The 19750-nt window shown below is 43.0% G+C and carries 10 protein-coding genes; all 10 read right to left on the bottom strand.

The window, feature by feature from the left end:
- Positions 1 to 81 precede the first annotated feature (81 nt).
- Positions 82 to 4665 carry a beta-xylosidase family glycoside hydrolase gene (locus tag GC096_RS23480; RefSeq protein WP_171633656.1) on the bottom strand — a complete coding sequence of 1528 codons (4584 nt, stop codon included), beginning with the start codon at positions 4663 to 4665 and terminating at the stop codon, positions 82 to 84.
- A 146-nt stretch (positions 4666 to 4811) separates the two neighbouring features.
- Complete coding sequence (locus tag GC096_RS23475; RefSeq protein WP_171633654.1) at positions 4812 to 6542, bottom strand: S-layer homology domain-containing protein; 1731 nt, start codon at positions 6540 to 6542, stop codon at positions 4812 to 4814.
- Positions 6543 to 6654: 112 nt separating this feature from the next.
- A complete protein-coding gene (locus GC096_RS39375; RefSeq protein ID WP_171633652.1) occupies positions 6655 to 10368 on the bottom strand; it encodes a carbohydrate-binding protein in 3714 nt (1237 codons plus the stop codon).
- 140 nt (positions 10369 to 10508) lie between these two features.
- Positions 10509 to 11504: an S-layer homology domain-containing protein gene (locus GC096_RS23465; protein ID WP_171633651.1), complete on the bottom strand. Its 996-nt coding sequence runs from the start codon at positions 11502 to 11504 to the stop codon at positions 10509 to 10511.
- Positions 11505 to 11863: 359 nt separating this feature from the next.
- Positions 11864 to 12910, bottom strand: coding sequence for an ABC transporter substrate-binding protein (locus GC096_RS23460; RefSeq protein WP_171633649.1), 1047 nt, complete (start codon positions 12908 to 12910; stop codon positions 11864 to 11866).
- A 23-nt stretch (positions 12911 to 12933) separates the two neighbouring features.
- Complete coding sequence (locus GC096_RS23455; protein WP_171633648.1) at positions 12934 to 14997, bottom strand: methyl-accepting chemotaxis protein; 2064 nt, start codon at positions 14995 to 14997, stop codon at positions 12934 to 12936.
- Between the two features lie 79 nt (positions 14998 to 15076).
- Positions 15077 to 16039 (bottom strand): galactofuranose ABC transporter, permease protein YjfF, encoded by a 963-nt coding sequence (gene yjfF / locus GC096_RS23450; protein WP_171633646.1) that lies wholly within the window; start codon positions 16037 to 16039, stop codon positions 15077 to 15079.
- Entirely contained in the window at positions 16032 to 17057 is a 1026-nt protein-coding gene (locus GC096_RS23445) for an ABC transporter permease (RefSeq protein WP_171633644.1), read from the bottom strand. The genes yjfF and GC096_RS23445 overlap by 8 nt, the downstream gene beginning before the upstream one ends.
- A 5-nt stretch (positions 17058 to 17062) precedes the next feature.
- Positions 17063 to 18574 (bottom strand): sugar ABC transporter ATP-binding protein, encoded by a 1512-nt coding sequence (locus tag GC096_RS23440; RefSeq protein WP_312886331.1) that lies wholly within the window; start codon positions 18572 to 18574, stop codon positions 17063 to 17065.
- Between the two features lie 97 nt (positions 18575 to 18671).
- Complete coding sequence (locus tag GC096_RS23435) at positions 18672 to 19703, bottom strand: ABC transporter substrate-binding protein (RefSeq protein WP_171633643.1); 1032 nt, start codon at positions 19701 to 19703, stop codon at positions 18672 to 18674.
- Positions 19704 to 19750 lie beyond the last annotated feature (47 nt).

Genomic DNA, 19750 nt, shown 5'->3' with positions numbered 1-19750 from the left:
CTAAGAAAAACCAACAAATACAAGTATGCCCTATCCCGATGAAGATTTCTATCGGGATAGGGCATAACTAGCATTCAGTTTTTATTGGAGTATTTGGGATGCAACAACCGCAAGATCACTAATATCGATCTTATTGTCATTGTTCATATCGGCAATCTTGGCTGTCGCCCAGTCTGTGCTATTGGAATTCTTACCGTAATAGTAAGCAACCATCGCAAGGTCACCTACATTGATGTTTCCATCCTTGTTGAGATCTGCAGACTTCATAACTTGCGCCTTGAAGGTATCTACTGCACTGCCCAATGCTGTTACGCTACTATCAACCTGGGACTGTGTCGAACTTGGGTTGTCTTTCACGGCTTTCGCAGCATTGAGGGCAACACCGAATGCATTCTTGGCTGCCTGCGGGTATTGACCGATCGCTGCACCAACAACCGCTGAACCATATAGGCTCTGTGCACTCGTAATGGCTGTTGTCAAAGCGGTCTTATCTACAACCACTCCAATACTGCCTACTGAAATGCTCTTACTGCCAAGCTCCGCTTGAATCACGGTTCCCTCTGGAGCCACACCAAGCTTTGCCTGGGTAGCTGCAATCGTTCCACTGGTATTCTGAACACCGCCCTTTACCTTGAAGATTAGATTCAGAACCGGCGTACTGGCTCCAGATATCCCTCCCCCCGTATTAGCGGTGATGAGTCTCACTTTCCCAGCGGTGGCTTTATCCTCTGATACGATTTGGATGTTGTTGTTGGCACCTGCCGCACTCACATAGTCAAATACGTTGGAATCATAAGACAGGGTGATATCCTGGGCATACACACTTTGTGTCACGTTGTTCAGGCTAACTCCCACTGTAAAGCTGCTTCCAGGGTTCACACTGCTGTCTGCTGAAATGGCAGCTGTAGGTACAATCGGCTGAGGCCAAACAGGATCTGTGGTTGCATCGCTTGTGGTTACATATATCCGGTCTATGATTAATCCGGATTCCCTTCCCCATAAGTTCAATTCATGGGCACCAGCGGTAATATTCAATGGCGTGCCACCAGTTACAAGTGTACCCCCATTACTGAGATTGACCCATTTAAACTGACTGTTACTCACGTTCTGAATACCGTTGGAAGTGAATTTATACGTATTATCCAATCCAACGTGGACGGAGTCCGTTTGGAAACTATGACTCTGGGCAAGTATCCAGACATAGTAGGTTCCTGCCGTTGTAAAGTTGATCTTGTAATTCAGTCGGGAACCAGCAGCGAGGCTGGCAGCGTCAGTACCTGGTGTGACAGCAGTACCATCATCGGGACTAAATTGCATAGCTTTCGTGGACAATCCGTCAACAAGCGACCAGGTATGGCCATTTGCGGTGCCAAATACAGAGGCATTGGCTGAGTTTGCTGCTGCAGCTTCTGCCTCAACGGCCACGATGGCTGGTGTATTAAAATTAATGGTATATACCGTAGCTTGTAAGCCTTCCCTGCTTACAGTCACCGTGGCCTTTCCTGGTATCGCCGATGCTTGTGTAATCGTAACACTCGCGCCAGGATCATTTGAAGCAGCAGTAACTTGCGGCGGAGCTGATCCTACAGGAACATCTAGGGAATAGGTGTATGTACTTGGATTGAACCCGTTCACCTGTGCACCGTTTAGCTGGAGGGACTTCAAATTCGTATCAAAGTTAGATCCAACCAACTTGTCATCTAATTTGAATGAGTCGAAGTCAACGTAACCACCTGTTGTCTTTGTTGAATAATTGAATAAGGCAAAACGGTAGCCCATAAAATGGGGTAGTGTATATGACATTTGAAGTGTATTTCCTATGGATGCCCAACGCTCACCGTCAAGACTGTAATAAAACTTTGCTTTATCTGTCCTATTCTTAAAATCCAACTCAGTCCTTACATATACGGTGTTCTGAGTAAGGGGGACACTTGCTACTTCCACTGCTGACCCTGAACTTCCATTCACCATAACAACTGATTTTGTAGTGCCGGACATTTTAATACCGACAAACCCGTAGTTCTGTTGGAAGGCGGAAATTCCCGCATAATCCCCGTCTTTCATATGGCTAACATCGATAGCAATTGTTCCTGAACTTTCAGGTCCGAAGGTTCTTTGTGTAAGCGTATTTCTGGCATCAAGAATACTAGTGCTCGTTCTTCCGGTAGTGAGCCTTAGATACCCCGGTCGGTCGGTAAGAGACCAGAATCTATTGTCAGGATTATGGTTCCACTGCCATACAAGTGCAAGATTGGATCCATTGTAGTCATTTTCTCCGCCTGCTACCTCGGTATGATAAGCTTCAACCTTCCCTGTCCTTTGATCGAAGTTATCTGATGAAACCCAGGATCTTGACAGTACAGCAGGAATCCCCGTGTCATTGACATCCCCGAATACAGGCCATCCATCCTGACTCCATGTCATCGGCACAATGTAAGGTATACGTCCTACGGACCCATAATCCTGAAACAACATGCCGTACCATTTTCCGTCAGCGGCTTGAACAATTCCGCCCTGTGCTATACCGGCACTGTTGGAAGTACTGCCTGATCTTAAAGCAATCTTTCCTTCATAGGTGCCATCTATCGTATCAGCCCTGTGTACCAATTCAGTGCGAATACTCCCTGATGGCCATGAGATATTAAATATATAATATTTACCATTAATTTTTTGAATGTGCGAGCCTTCAGCTCCAAGACCCCCAGAGCCTCCAGGAGCGCTTGCATTCTGAATGATTGTTTTATTCATTCCGCCTGCTTTGATCGTAGTGGCATCTGAAGTAAGTTCAATAATCTTAATGGACCCGCCGCCATATACCATATATACACGTCCGTCATCATCAAACAGCAATGACATATCATGATAAACACCACCAGCAAGCTCATACTTTTCCCATGTGCCCTTTTCGATGTCAGTGGTTTGAAAGATATACGTTTTACCCGTATCATTGGAAGCGAATACCACATAAAACTTGCCATTATTGTATCTTATGCTGCTTGCCCATGAGCCTTGCCCGTATATGTTCTGCCCATTCGAAAGCGTTTGTTTATCCGTAGACGCAAGAATATCATATACATAATTGACGATTTCCCAATTTACAAGATCCTTGGACTTCATGATAGGTACGCCAGGATTCACGTGCATGGTAGTACTGGTCATATAATACGTATCATTTACTCTGATCACATCAACATCCGGTACATCCGCCCATATGATTGGGTTCTTGGCAATCGGTGTATAAACGTCTGCATAAAAAGTTGTAACACTTTTTCCCTTAAGCGTGGCTTGAAGTGAGCTTCCATTCACAGTGGTATCGCCTAAATTTGCAATATTCTCACTAGACGAAGTTCTATAAGTAGTAAACGATTTTACAGTTTTACCATTTACGTTGAAAGTTAATGCAGTGTCCGTGTTAGTGTCATTTATAGCTGTAATAACTAACTTTCCATTCGAAGGATCTTTATACGCTGTTGTATATACACCCGTTGCTGGGGTTACATCCGAATTGACTCTTTTATAACCCGGCCTGATAAATCTGCTGTATTGACCAAGAGTATACAATCTTTTATTCAAATCGTAACTTTTGACAGCACCATTATCGTCCGTATGAAATGTAATCAGTGCGCCTTTATCTCCAACCGAATTTACACTGTCTTTTGTGTTATTCCAAAGCCACCAGTAGTTAAATGCATTTACTTCTGCTACCGTCATATCCTTATGGATCATTTTCGCCCAATAGATACCGTCATTTATGGTCGGATCATTGGGTTCACCTACAGATGCTTCTGTCACCCATAATTTTTTATTATAAATCTTTGTTTGCGTCAGCCACTTCGCGCCAAGATTGGGGTCCTGCTGATTTACGGCATATTGGTGTACACCAACAATGTCTACGCGATCCCTGCTATCGGCATCATTCAATGTTGGAACAGCCAGATCTTCACTGAAATTTAACCCCTCTGGCATAATAAGCTTCGCAGTCACACCTTTTTGTGCAAAAGTAGGTTTGAGATAGCCCTTTACAAAATTATGAAAATCTTCCGCTGTCCAACTGCTAGATTCATAATTCGGTGCCCAGTTTGGCTCATTTTGAATAGATACAGCTGAGATATCGATTCCCTTATTGGTCTTAAAGCCAGTCACATAGTCAGCTAAGAAATCAGCATATGCCTGATATTTATCAGTTCTGAGCTTACCACCGATTTCTCCGTTTGTTCCTGTGTTACCAGTCTTCATAAACGGCGGAGGCGTCCAGGGAGTAGTGAAAAATTTGGTTACGTTATAATCCGTTTTTATTTTATTAAAAAGCCAGGTTGTACCATTAATATCCCAATTATTCCAATTCCATGTGCCTGATTCCGATACGATGTCATAAGGAAGCCTGTTTCTTACCATACTAAGTCCTGCGCCAGTAGAAGTACTAAAAAGCGCATCCAGTATTTCCTTCTGTGGTGGGTTTGCGAGATTTTGTACAATCCCTGTCGACCAAGCGTTGGATGCACCAAAGCCGTCAATTTCCTGCTTTTCAATATTATAATCAATATTAACCATTGGGATGGATGCAGCATGGGTACTCTTATGAAAACTAAGCATGGATGATACTATCAGACTAAGACAGAGGGAAACTTTTAAAGCAGCTCTTGCGTCAACCCTTCCTTTTTCCATTTATATCTTCCCTTCATTAAAATGATTCTTGTACCTTACCTTAAAGCTATGGGCCCAGTTGCTTGTTAGCATCATGGACCCATTACCATCTTAATAAGGAATTGTATACTCTCTACATAATTGCCAGATGCCTGTATGAATGAATTTTATTTCAATTCTTGATAGAGTCTGTAGATGACCGTAGCAGCTTGTGCTCTTGTCGATTTTCCTTTCGGATCGAAATATCCCTCTGACACTCCGTCCATTAAGCCTGCCTGTTTGGCAGCCCAAACAGCATCCTTGGCGTATGTAGAGATTTGATCGCCATCAAGGAAATTTGAAGTTGCACCATGTGCTTGTACAGTCGAAGAACTAATAATCTTGGATGCCCGATAAATAAGCACAGCCATATCCTCACGACTGATTTGGTCGTTCACCCCGAAGCTGCCGTCATCTTTGCCTTGAACGAGGCCGATCTTCTGTGCTGAGGCTATGGAATTGTAGTACCATGTACCCGCATCAACATCTGTAAAGGCAGCAGTTGCTGAAGAATCCGCTAGATCGAAGAGTTGAATCAACATCTTAACGAACTCTGCTCTTGTTACCTCCCCAGCCGGAATAAAATGGCCATCACTTCTACCGCTCACTACTTCACGAGCTGCTAAGCCAAGAACACCCTCGTTTGCCCAGGTATACCCATTCATGTCACTAAAGGAGACCTGAACATGGTTAGCCGTGTACTTGCTGAAGTGCGTAGGTAGAAATTGTACTCTACCTGTATCGGTATTGTATTTACCGTTCCTGACTACTTCCATTTTGCCATCTTCTGTAATATAGTAGATGACTACCTGATAAGGATTTTCATTAGGTCCCAATTTATAAGGTAATTCTACTATGACACTGTTCTTGATAAAGTTTGTGATTAGGCTGCCATCTAGACTCAGATGAAAATCGTACACAACAGAATTTCCAATTTCATCTCTTATATCCTGCGAAAGGTTGGCAGGGTCTACCTTTGCAATACTTAGTTGCAAATTAGATGTATCCGACAGGGTCCTTGTATCAAGAACATCTCGATTAATGGAAACCGTAGCAAGCTCCGTCTCAACCCTTAGCGTCTTGACGTCACCCGATTCTGAACGGAGCTGTTGAAGCTGCATCGCCGGCAGATTCAATTGGAGTTCCTTAACGTCAGAGCCTGAGTTGACTTTAATCGTTACCGAATCATCTTTGGAATTTTTGCCCGCTTCAAGAAGAGCTTTTGACCCTACATCAATAGAAGCAACACCATTAGTAGCATTCAATGCGTCAATTAACAAAATAGATGTACCTGAGGTACTCGGCGTTGACGGATTTTCTGCCCCTTGGGAACCAGGGTTGGAGCCAGGATTAGTGCCGGGATCAGTTCCAGAGTTCGAATTATTAACCGACAATGTAATTCCGTTACCCATCTTCCCATGCGTTTTCTCCAACTGACTATTGATAGTTGTCAAAGAACTTAGGGAAACGGAAGCTGCCCCTGCTTTGGAAGCTTTAAACGAAAGCGTAAATAAGTCCTTATCCCCAGTTAGTCCCGACTTCTTTCCTGTTAACGTAAAAACCAGCAATATTTTGTTGCCTTGTACGTGAGGTTCAAGCACGTATGCTTGATTATTCAGGTTGCTTGTGTAGCCTGTATACGCCAGTTGTTGCTCATCATACGTTAATTCCATCTCGGCAGCATATAAGTCAGTAAGTGCTTTGCCTGCAATGGTAATCGTAATGTTGTCTCCTATCTCGACACTTGCGGCTGAAGAACGCAATACAAATTCATCTGTTGCTTGGGCTGCAGCCGAAAATGGGAGTACAGTGGCAATGAACATAATAGCTAGGAAGAAAAATTGGAATTTATGTTTCATGTTCACGATCCCTCATTATAAGGAACGAATGGGAGACAAACGTCTCCCCTCGCCCTTTTCTTGGATTTAGTAATTTTTAGCGATCACGATCAACTACGATTGTGTGGGTCACTTATTGAAGTATCTTGGATGCTACATACGCAAGATCAAAAATATCGATCTTATTATCGTTGTTCATATCAGCTTTCTTGGCAGTTGTCCAGTCTGTGCTATAGGAGTCCTTACCATAATTGTAAGCTACTATTGCAAGGTCACCTACATCGATGCTTCCATCATTATTGAGGTCAGCAGATTTAATTACGGCTGCCTTGAAGATAGCAACTGCACTGCTCAGTGTCGCTACGCTAGTATCAACCTGAGATTGCGTCGCACTTGCACTGTCTCTTACAGCTTTTGCTGCAGTTAGAGCTGCACCGAATGTATCCTTGGCTGTTTGCGGATATTGGCCAGAAGCTGTACCAACGACTGCACCGTCATACAGACTTTGTGCATTTGTAATGGCTGTTGTCAATGCTGCCTTATCAATGACCACTACAATAACTGCCCCACTAAAGGTTGTGCTTGCGCTATTTAGTGCTGTTACGGCACTGTCAACATCGGACTGTGTCGCACTTGCGTTGTCTCTTACAGCTCTTGCTGCAGCGAGAGCTGCACCGAATGCATCCTTGGCCGCTTGCGGGTATTGGCCTGCCGCTGTACCTACAACTGCACCGTCATACAGGCTCTGTGCATTAGTAATGGCTGTTGTCAAAGCAGTCTTAACCACTGTAATTGCGCCTACTGAAATGCTCTTACTGCCAAGAGCTGCATCAATTACGGTTCCTTCTGGAGCCACACCAAACTTTGCCTGTGTAGCTGCGATCGTTCCGCTGGTGTTCTGAACACCAGCCTTTACCTTGAAGGTTAGATTCAGCACCGGAGTACTGGCTCCAGTTACGCCAACTCCTGTATTTGCTGTGATGAGTCTAACTTTTCCAGCTGTAGCTTTGTCCTCTGTCAAGATCTGGATGTTGTTGTTTGCACTTGCCGCACTCACATAATCAAATACGTTGGAATCATAAGATAGAGTGATGTCCTGCGCATAAACACTTTGTGTCACGTTGTCCGCACTAACAGCCACTGTAAAGCTGCTTCCAGGCTGCACACTGCTGTCTGCTGAAATGGCAGCTGTAGGTAAAAGCGGCTGAGGCCACACAGGATCTGTCGTTGCATTGCTTGTGGTTAGATAGATTCTGTCAATTGCAAGTCCGTCTTCTCTTCCCCAGAAGTTCAATTCATGTACGCCAGCGGTAACATTCAAAGTAGCACCGCCAAACATACCACCGCTAGAACCACTGATATTCGCCCATTTATACTGAGTACCAAGAGTAAGACCCTCAATACCGTTAGTAGTGAATTTATACTGATTATCTAATCCAACGTGGATGGAGTCCGAATCGTAGCCAAGCGTCTTGACAAGTATCCAAACATTATAGCTTCCTGAAGTTGGAAAGTTAACTTTATATCCAAGTCTGGAATTGGCTGCAAGTGAAGCTGCATCCGTACCTGACGCAGTGAACACCGTATTAGGCCCGAAAAACATCGCTTTCGTGGACTGTCCATCAACAAGCGACCAAGTATGACCATTTATGGTGCCATATACATAGGCATTAACTGTATTTTCTGCTGCTGTTTCTGCCTCAATGGCCACAACAGAAGGCGTATTGACAAGCACACTAATTTGCGATGTTGCAGCAGCGCCTAATGCTCCCTTAAAACTTACAGTAACATTTGCCGTTCCACTTGCTTTAGCCGTTATAGTACCGCCCGCAACTTCTGCAATAGTAGGACTTGGATTGGAATACGTTGCTGTTTTGGTTACATCTTCCGTGTGTCCGTCAACATATTCTGCTGTTACTTTAAAGGTTGCAGTTTTGCCAGAATCCAGCGTAACTGAACCATTGTCAATGGTAATCTTCTTCACCGTCAGTTCGCTGTTCAAGTCTTTTACAAGCATATTAACTGTATCTGTTTTTCCACCATAGCTTATGTCAATGCTTGTGGAGCCATAGCCCACCCCAGTGACAACTCCGTTGTTTACACTTACAATACCGCCTTGTGCCGGTGTTGCAAGGGCCTGAGCACTAATATCTGCACTTGTTCCATCGGCGTATATGGCTGAAACCTTCAGGTTAGCCTGATTAGTTCCGGAAACAGTATCAATCTTTTGTTTATCAATGGATGCGTTGATGGCAACTAGATCATGAGCAACTGTCTTTTGCTCGAATTGCCAAGAATCTACCTTGAAGAGATTACCTGTTGATGCTCCCGTGTATACCATATATACATTATGGACACCTGTAGCACCAGAAACACTCGTTGTTTTTGTCTTCCAAACATCGTCTCCGCCTGTGTTGGAAATAGGAAGTGTCCCGATCAATGGGCCAGTAGCACTGTCAAGATGAAGTTCAATGTTTCCACCGCCCGAACCACTTGCAACATTAGCTTTGAATGTTCCTGCGCCTGTAGCTCCAAAATCAACTTTGGATACCGCAGTCCAGTCTCCATCATTTATGCTGCTGACAGCCAGATTTATACTGCTTACCATGCCTCCTGGTTGTGTAGTAGTTTCAGTGGATATCCCGCCATTCCAACCAATTGTTTCGGCCTCAACCCTTGTATAAGGATTCAAATTTTGGAGCTGCGGAACACCTGCGTAATCGCCAGTAATAGGATTAATAACCCCGTTTGCATCAAAACTGACCTTATTGATGTTTGTATTACGGTATCCATGCGGTTGCCCACCCATTTGTGGATACATACCGCTTTCAGCCATTGCCTTTGCTACGGTCTGTGCGTGGTAGGTAACATACCACTGGTTGTTGAATTCAAAAATCGCATGGTGGTTGTTACCTCCTGCACCAAAGAACGTAGCAGGGTTTGGCAGTATTGTTTTGACAAAGGTAAATGGCCCCATTGGGTTGTCACTTACCATATAGCCAATTGCTCCCGTAGGGATATCCGACGGATGCCCGCTAGAGAAGTTCGTACAATAGGAGTAATAATACTTCCCGTTGTATTTGTGGATACCTGAATCCTCAAACAACCACGGCGGATTGATAGGTTTTGCAGATCCGCCACTTGCACTCAGATCCAAACTGATCATATCCGCACCAAGCTTTGCAACACGTGCTGTTCCTGGGTCAGCATCTTTGCCTGTCGGAATACCGCCGCCAAAATATATGTAAGCGCTTCCATCGTCGTCAACTAGCACCGCAGGATCAAAAAGCCATGTAACATCACTCGCCCCAGGAGTACTTCTGCTTATCAATTGTTTGCCTAGTGGATCTGTAAATGGGCCGATCGGACTATCTGCTGTGAGCACACCAATGCCGCTTCCATTATCCGCAAAATATAGGAAGAACTTCTCCTTGCCATCAATCGTTTTATGTGCAGCCGCCGGCGCCCAGGAGTTGTTTGCCCATTTTGCCGCACCTTGTGGCCCGGCTACAGGTATTTCTCCGTGGTCTGTCCAGTTCACCATATCATCGGACGAAACAACCGTAATCTTATTGATCTTACCGTATCCATTATCCTTAACTGTCCCGTCAGCATTGTACTCCAATACATCATTGGTCATGTAGACATAAACTCTGCCATTATAAACCATGGCATACGGATCGGCACCAAACTTTTGCGTAAATAGCGGATTGTTATTACCAGGTGTTTTAGCCAGCGCTGGAGTGAGCGTCGTAGCTGCCGCTGCCTGCTTTTCCATAACTGGACTTAATGTAAATGCAAGAGTTAAAGCCATCGTCATCCCCAGCATTTTGTTCAATTTCTTCATAGAATAACCTCCACCTTCATGAATTGATTAATAATAGCATTTTGACTCCTATTTCATTTGACTCCTCCGAAAAAGGAAGCACCTCCTTTCACTGCTGATGCAGTAATTATTTCCTGTATCCTGAATGCCACCATAAGTTACTACTTGTTCAATAACCTGTGTATAATAACGGCCGCTTCCGCTCTTATCGCCGTATCATTTGGCTTTATCATGCCATTGTAGCCCTGGATGATTCCTTTCTTGACCAGTTGAGCCAATGGGCTTACTGCATAAGCTGCTACCTCACTGGAATCGCTAAAGCTGCTTAAGTCTGACACTGATTCATGCTGCATTCTTCCGGCAATTTCCATTGCTCGTGCTGCCACCACCATCATATCCTGTCTGGATATACTTAACCTCGGCTCGAGCTGGTTGTCGCCAGTTCCCTGAGCAATTCCAAGTTTTTTGGCTATCCCTACTTCTTTGTAATAATAGTCGGAATCTTCCACATCATTGAAATTGCCGTCTACTTCTGCATTAAGATTTAATGCCCTGATGAGCAAGCAAATGAAGTCTGCTCTGGTGATGTTGTCTCCAGGTTTAAAGGTAGTAGCGGATGCTCCCTTGATTATTCCCGAAGATGCAAGAGCCTCTATCTCCATATTCGCCCATTCATAGCCTTCAAGGTCGTCGAAGGTGGTTCCATAACTGTATATAGTTGCTGTCAGACTCGGATCCAATGCCTTCACGGAGATCAGCTTAATATTGGCATTTCCCTGAGCCTTCCCTTTGAAGGTGATGGTACTCAGTGCTATGCTTCCTTGCTCTCCTGCCTTCTTTCCAACCATTGTGAAGGCAACCGTCATTTTTCTGTTATCTACCACCTTTGGAGGTATAAAAAAACCCTCCAACTTCGATTTCGCCGTATCCAACTCAACAATATCAGGATCGAACGTAATCAATGCTTCATAGGCGTAAAGGGCTTTCAAGTTGTTTCCATTCACCGTAACTTCGAGCGCTTGATCAGGCAACGCGTTTTCTGCACTTTTATTAAGAGTAAAACCCGTATCCCCTTCTGCATATCCTGCACGGGGTATACTAGCAACTATCATCACTGCAAGTACACACATTACGACAGTTAATTTTCCTTTTCTCATGTTAATCTCCTTTTCAACTATTTTCGCTGAAACATACGCAAGGATAGTAATATTTATATTACAAACGGTATTGGCTACTATCAAAGCTGTCTTATCTACAACAGCTTCAATATTTGCCTATTAAAAGCTCTTACTGCTACTTTTAGTCAGTTGTAATTACCAAAATTACTGTGGCGTGATAATTACTAAGTTCAGTATAACTAGAAAGCAATCATTTCAGAATGTAATTTCTTATTCGAAAAGTGAATATTTCTACGAATATACGATATAAATTCAACCAATAAGTGGATCATATAAAAGTATACATTTACTATAAAATAATAACCGTTTTACTTTTATGATTTATTCCAATTCTTCCTTTAATAACTACGAGAAGCGATTTCTTTCTCTGCTGTCACTTGTGTAAATACATTTTCAGGAGTAACAATACGTTTCGGCAGTGTGCTGCCTTTCACGATTTCTTTCACAGCTTGAATGATATTTGGCCCCAGCAACGGATTACACTCAACCACTAAATTAATTTTACCCTCATTCATCTTCTCAAGTGCTTTCCTCGTGCCATCTACGGTGATGACCACAATATCTTTGCCCGGAACTAATCCATATTCTTCTATCGCCTCTAAGGCACCAAAGGTCATATCATCGTTATGGGAATATAACACACGAATCTCACTCCCTTTTTCTTGCAAAAATTTCTTCATCACTTCTTTGCCTTTGGCAACAGTGAAATCCGCGTTCTCACTCTTTAAAAATTGTAAATCACTGCGTGAAGAAATGACGTCACGGAATCCCTTCCCCCGAGCAATGGATGGCGTTGATCCCTCTGTACCTTTTAATTCAACAATACCTACTGATTTCATCGATTTAGGAATTTTATCTAATAAGTACTTCCCTGCTTTTCGACCTTCCTCATAAAAATCAGAACCAATATAGGTCACATACAGCGATGGGTCAGTGACATCGACCAGCCGATCAATAATAATGACTGGAATTCCTGCTTGTTTTACTTCTTTCAGAATAGGCTCCCATCCCGTTTCTACAACAGGAGCAATGGCGATGACATCCACTTTCTGTTTGACAAACTCTCGGATAGCCTCTATTTGCTTATCTTGCGATTGCTCTGCGTTTTGAAAGTTGAGTTCGACATCAGATTCGGCTGCAGAATTTTTAATAGATGACGTATTGGCAAGACGCCATTCACTTTCAGATCCTAACTGCGAGAATCCTAAGACCGGCTCTTTAATTGAAGGCGTTGTTACAGACTCCTCATGTCTTGCTTGTCCAACCTTTCTAGTTGCTTCATCTACTTGAACTTGCTCACAACCAAAGAAGCACATTAGAATGCTTAGCGACACAATCAGTTTGGTAAGCGCTAACAACATACTCTTCGGTCTACTCTTGTACATGTTATTCAAGTCCCCCTTGAAGATTATTTCGTGTGGAAATGAGACATATGTCGTGCTAATTGCCCTGATATCTGATTCAATCTCGTAGAGAGTTCTAAAAGTTGCTCGCCGATCGTTAGCTGCGTTGAACAGAGTGAAGCGACTTGCTCCGTTGAAGCTGATGACTCCTGCGATACAGCAGATACTTCGAATATAGCCTGACCGAGTACGCTTTGTACAGCGTTTAATTTATTCAATGACAAGGTAACATCCGTTGCTCGTGTTAATAACTGCTTCATTTCTTCTTGAATTCGTGTAAATAAGTTGAACACCTCAAATACTTCCACATTCATATCTTGAAAGAAAGGCAGTGCATCAGACATAGCCCCAACTGTAGATTCCACCTCTTGCAAAATAATATCTGTATATTGTCCTACTTGACCAATGGAGGCATTGGATCGTACCGCCAGTTGGCGTATCTCAGTCGCAATGACTTTAAAACTAGCTCCTGCGGCTCCAGCCCTGGTTGCTTCAATCGAGGCATTAAGAGACAATATCTTGGTTGAATTCGTGATCTCTTTCAAAATTTTCAGTATCGCACGAACAGAACTTGCAGATTCCTGGAGACTGTTAACTTTACCTGCTACAACTCGAAAACTAGCTTCAGTATCCCCAGCTTTACGCAAGAGATCATGTACTGAGTTTCCACCCGTTCTACAAACCTCTTCTACCTCTTCAGCGGAATGAGCCATTATACGTTGAAGTGAAAACACATCAGTTAAAGAAGTACTCATTTGTTCCATACGCTCCGCACTTTGCTCGGCATTCGAAGCCAAGTCAATCGCACCACCAGCTATTTGATCTGTCGCTGCGTGTATTTCTCTTGCAGAGATAACGGTGATTTCGGCTGCACTGCTCATACGCTTACTAAATTCAGTGACTTCAATCACACTTTCTCTAGAGCTCAAAATAAGAGCTCCAATATTCTCCATCATCTGCTCGTATGCGAATTCTACCTGTCCAATCTCATCGTTCCGATTCTGAACAGACAGTCTTCCGGTTAAATTGCCATCGGCAGCTAACCTCATTAACTTCACAATATGAGCAAGTGGTTTGCCAACCATGAATACAATCCATAAACCAATCATCAAAGCAATCAGAATGTTCAAACCTATAAATAAATAGGTCATTTTCTGAATTTTACTAACAGACTTCGTTAACTCAGCCAACGGCGCAACCGCAATGAATGACCAATTACTGATAGATGATTGGCGATAGGCCATCAAATTTCGAACCCCGCTCACATGTTTATCTATGAAGCTGCCTGAAACTGTTGGATTCGCTGGTAATGAAATAGTATGAGTGTTCGATACCTTGTTATTGCTCAAAATCAACTTTCCAGATTGAGTTGTGATAAACGTTTCCGCGCCATCACTAAGCTGAAAAGCATTGACCATCGTTTGCAAAACATTAGCTTCTATTTGAACGATTAGGATGAAATCCTCAGAGCCTACATTATTTTTACCTAGTAATCTCCCGTAAGCAAAGAGTGGCTTAGGTGAATCTCCTAAGTACCCTTTATCTTCAATGGGCATCCAGACGGGTTTACCGCTCGCACTACGAATCGTTTGAATCCAACTAGCCGTTCTTAGATCTGAACTCAGCCCTTCTCGCTGCGTACTTATGATATCAAGGGAAGTTTGAATGGGAATCAGTGTGATATCTCGAATGCTCTGATCCGATAATGCTAATTGGTCGAATACATCTCTCATTTCGGAAGTCCTTCGTTGCAATTCAGCTTTTGCAATCCCTGCATTAGAAATTTGAAATAAATTTTTCGTAAACGTGCTATCACTAATAAGTTGATTCGATAAATCTATGTAAAACTGCTGCTTCATGTCTAATTTCTCCCCCGCAGTTGTAACTAAATCCTGCGAGCTCTTTTTCATTTGATCAATGATTGCGTTTTCAGCAATACGGGAAGAAAATAACCCCATCCCTATAACGGAGACACCTAAGGAGCAAAAAAAGATGAGGAAAAGTTTAGTACCGATCGACCGACTAGGCCGTTGAAATAGCATCCGCACGATGTTCATCATATATGTCATGTAAGATCCCCCAATTTACATATGAAAAAAGGGCATCTCTCGACAAAACATGTCAATGAATGCCCTTCTTCAGACTTTTTTATCTACGTTGCATCCAGCGCCGTTGACTTAACAAACGTTGTAAGATAATGAACATAAACAATAGAATTCCAATAACAATCTTCGTCCACCAAGAACTTAGCGTCCCTTCGAAGCTAATAATTGTTTGAATAACACCTTGAATCATGACGCCGAAGAAAGTTCCTACAATGTATCCAACGCCTCCGGTGAGTAGTGTACCCCCGATAACAACCGCTGCGATCGCATCCAACTCCATCCCCATCGCATGCAAGCCGTAACCTGACAACATGTAAAAGGTAAATACCACACCTGCAAGTGCTGAGCAGAATCCGCTAAAAGCGTAAATTAACATTTTCGTACGTCCAACCGGTAATCCCATCAATATGGAAGATTGCTCACTTCCACCCAGTGCATACGTATTTCTACCAAAACGCGTGTAATGGGCAATGTAGAACCCAAGAAAAACAACCAACAAGGCAATGATGACACTAATCGAGACAAAGTTACCACCAGGTAGGCTGATTTTCGTTTGAGCCACACTCGTGTAGAAGCCATTATCGATGGTAATGGTATTAATACTAATGATGTAACACAATCCTCTAGCAAGGAACATCCCCGATAAAGTAACGATGAAGGGTTCAATCTTGAAGTAGTGAATGATGGCCCCCATCCCCCATCCGAATAGAGCGCCGATTAACAGTACCATCGGAATGACAAGGCCAGGCGGCCATCCTGCTTGGACTAAACTTGCCGAGATCATCGTCGTTAAGGCAATGACGGAACCAACCGATAAATCAATACCACCAGATACAATGACAAATGTCATTCCAACTGCCGTTATTAATAAGAAGGCATTATCAATGAGCAAATTCATCAATACTTGTAAGGAAAAGAATCCTGTATAACGGAAAGAACCGATAGCGAACATGAGTACAAATAATCCCATGGTCACTAGGATTGGAATATGCTGTTTCTTAAGCATGCTGTTTGACCTCCCTCTCAGCCGGATAATGGCGCGTTTTCCAACGGAAGGCAATCGATTTGCGGAAAGATTCCGATTGAATTAAACAAACAATTAGAACAACGAAGGCTTTTACAACCAACGTTATTTCTGGCGGTACACCAATCATATAGATCGTTGTCGTCAATGTTTGAATGATTAACGCTCCAACTAATGTACCAGCTAAGTAAAAGCGTCCACCAGTTAGTGCGGTTCCGCCAATAACGACAGCTAGGATCGCATCGAGTTCATACCATAATCCAGCATTATTGCCATCTGCGCTTGAGACATTCGAGCTCAGAATTAGTCCAGCAATTGCTGCACATAAGCTACAAAACATATATACGAAGAACATAACCGTCTTCGATTTCACTCCGGCAAGATTACTTGCTGTTGGCTTACAACCAACAGATTCAATAAATAAACCGAGTGCTGTCTTTCTTGTTAAGAGATAAGCAATAGTGAATACAATGGCAACGATAAATATGGAAAATGGAAGTGTTAGTAACGATCCTGCACCAATGAACTTATAATGAGGGTTCGAAATCGTAATGATTTGACCACTCGTTATTAATTGCGATACACCGCGTCCAGAAACCATTAAAATTAGCGTCGCGATAATCGGTTGCATGCCAATATTGGCAACTAGGAATCCATTCCAAACACCTAGTACAAGCGAAACCAGCAGTGCAGTACCCACTGAAATGATAACATTGACTAAACCACCGTCCCCATTACTGATCATCAGGCACGCTATCGCTCCTGAAATGGCTACGACTGAACCTACGGAAAGATCCACCCCTTTCGTAGCTGCAATAACTAATGTCATTCCAATGGATACAATCATTAGCGGAGAGCCAAAGTTTAAAATATCAATTAAACTCCCATATAGATGCCCATCACGCATTTTTATCGCAAAGAAATCAGGGGAGTAGATTAAGTTAAATACTAATAATGCACCCAAAAAAATGAGTGGCCAAAACAAATGATGCTTCACCATGTCTATTAACCTCCCGCAATTGCCTTCATGACATTTTTCTGACTGATTTCATCGCCAACCATTTCCTTCACCTTGTGACGATCTCGTAGAACGACGATTTTATGACTGACACGTAAAACTTCCTCGAGTTCCGATGAAATAAATAGAACGGACATCCCTTTTTGCGCTAATGACAAAACTAATTTCTGAATTTCAGCTTTAGCTCCAATATCAATACCTCTCGTAGGTTCATCCAGGATCAACAAGCTAGGATCTGTGAGCAACCAACGAGCAAGCAACACTTTCTGTTGATTCCCGCCGCTCAAATTTTTGATCAGATGTTCAGGGTTAGGTGGATTAATGTTTAATGCGCGAATATATTCATCTGCCATTTCATCCTGGCGCTTTCTTGAGATGGTTTTAAACCAACCTTGAGACGCTTGAAGGGCAAGAATGATATTTTCTCGAATCGTCAAATCATCTATAATTCCCTCTAACTTACGATTCTCGGAGCAAAATGCAATTCCTTGATCAATCGCTTGTCTTGGCGTATGAATCGCATCGCTTGAACCTGCAATGGTCATTTCACCTGAATCAGCCTTATCTGCTGCAAAGAATAATCTAGCTAGTTCCGTTCTACCTGAACCCAACAAGCCCGCTAGACCAACAATCTCTCCTTTGTGAATGGTGAGATCAACAGGTTCGATGGAACCTTTCTTCCCGAAATCAGTTGCTTGAATGAATACCTCATGACTAATTTGATTAGCTGCATCACCTTTGGGCAACTCTTCTAACAGCTCAAGGTCTTTTCCAATCATCTTGGAAACCAGCTCTATACGAGGAAGATCTTTGGCTAAATATTCCCCAATAAACTCTCCATTACGGAGTATGGTTATGCGATCTGAAATGTCGTACACCTGATCCAAGAAATGAGTGACGAATAGAATTGCAAGTCCTTCATTTTTCAATCGAGTCATGACAGAAAATAGTTGTATAACCTCGCCTCTATCTAAACTGGAGGTTGGCTCATCTAGAATTAACACTTTGGCCGAAATGCTCAAGGCTCTGGCAATCGATACAAGTTGTTGAACAGCTACGGAATACACATGCAAGGGTTGTGTAACATCGATTTCAAGATTCATTCTCTTCTTCAGTAATTGCCCAGCATCTTCATTCATTTTTTTCCATAAAATACGACCGAAACGACGTGGTTCACGTCCAATATAAATATTTTCAGCTACGGACAAGTTCGAGCAGAGGTTAACCTCTTGGTAAACCGTACTAATACCTGCATTTTGCGCGTCAAGCGGGCTAAGAATTCGAATTGGCTGTTTATCCATCTCAACGACACCCTGATCGATGGAATGCACGCCTGTAAGAACTTTGATTAATGTAGATTTACCTGCCCCGTTTTCTCCCATTAATGCATGAACTTCTCCGGGGAACATGCTGAAATTAACGTTAGTTAACGCTTTAACACCCGGAAACTGCTTATGAATTCCGGTCATCTGCAATACCGGACCACCCTGTTTCATCATGCCACTCCTCTCCTATATGAACGAGAGCTACTCCCTACTAGCAAGATGGAGCAGCTCTGCCCTTTTTATTTATAAAAACAATGACGTATGCGATCGATTAGTATTGGCGATTCGGCAATTCACGTTTCGCATCTTCGGAAGTAAATACGCCTTCTTTCGTAACAATACGTTTCGGAAGTTCTTTACCACTAAGTACATCCTTAGCCGCTTGCATCAATTGTCCACCAAGTAGTGGGTTACACTCTACGATGAAGTTGATTTTCCCTTCGCTTGCCGCTACGAAGCCATCTTTCACGCCATCAACCGAGATAATGATGATATCTTTACCTGGTTTAAGTCCCGCTTCTTCAATCGCTTGGATTGCGCCAAGTGCCATATCATCGTTATGTGCATAGAGAACATTAATGTTCTTGTTGGCTTTCAAGAAGGCTTGCATAACCTCTTTACCTTTGGCACGTGTGAAATCACCTGTTTGTGAAGCGATGACTTTCAGGTTTGGATTGGATTTAATAATTTCGTCGAATCCAGCTTTACGATCATTCGCAGGAGCAGAACCTGTAGTTCCTTGAAGCTCTACGATATTAACTGCTTCTTTCGTATCTTTATATTTGTCAACTACCCATTTCCCTGCGCTGCGGCCTTCTTCTACGAAGTCTGAACCAATGAACGTTCTGTAAAGGGAAGTATCTTTGGAATCTACAGCTCTATCTGTCAAGATAACTGGGATGCCAGCATCTTTCGCTTCTTTCAATACAGTATCCCAACCGGATTCAACAACCGGAGAGAAAGCGATGACATCAACTTTTTGCTGGATATATGTGCGAATAGCTTTAATTTGATTTTCTTGTTTTTGTTGTGCATCGGAGAATTTCAATTCAATGCCTGCTTCTTTCGCAGAATCTTGAACGGATTTCGTGTTCGCTGAACGCCATCCGCTCTCAGCACCTACTTGAGCAAAGCCCATTGTGATTTTCTTGTCCGCTTTCGCAGTCGCTACTGCTGCTGTACTTGGGCTTACAGCTGCTGCAGCTGTGCTGCTTGCTGTCTTGGTTTCGCCTGAACTACCACAAGCTGCTGTGAACATCATCATTGCTGAAGCTACTAATACTACCCCTAGAGACTTTTTCATTTTATATTTCCTCCCTTATTTCACCTGTTTGCTTCGGTGTAACTAAA

This window comes from Paenibacillus plantarum (assembly GCF_013141695.1).
GTDB lineage: Bacteria > Bacillota > Bacilli > Paenibacillales > NBRC-103111 > Paenibacillus_E > Paenibacillus_E plantarum.
Note: the sequence above shows the minus strand (reverse complement) of the source record. Positions and strands in the feature narration are given on the sequence as shown.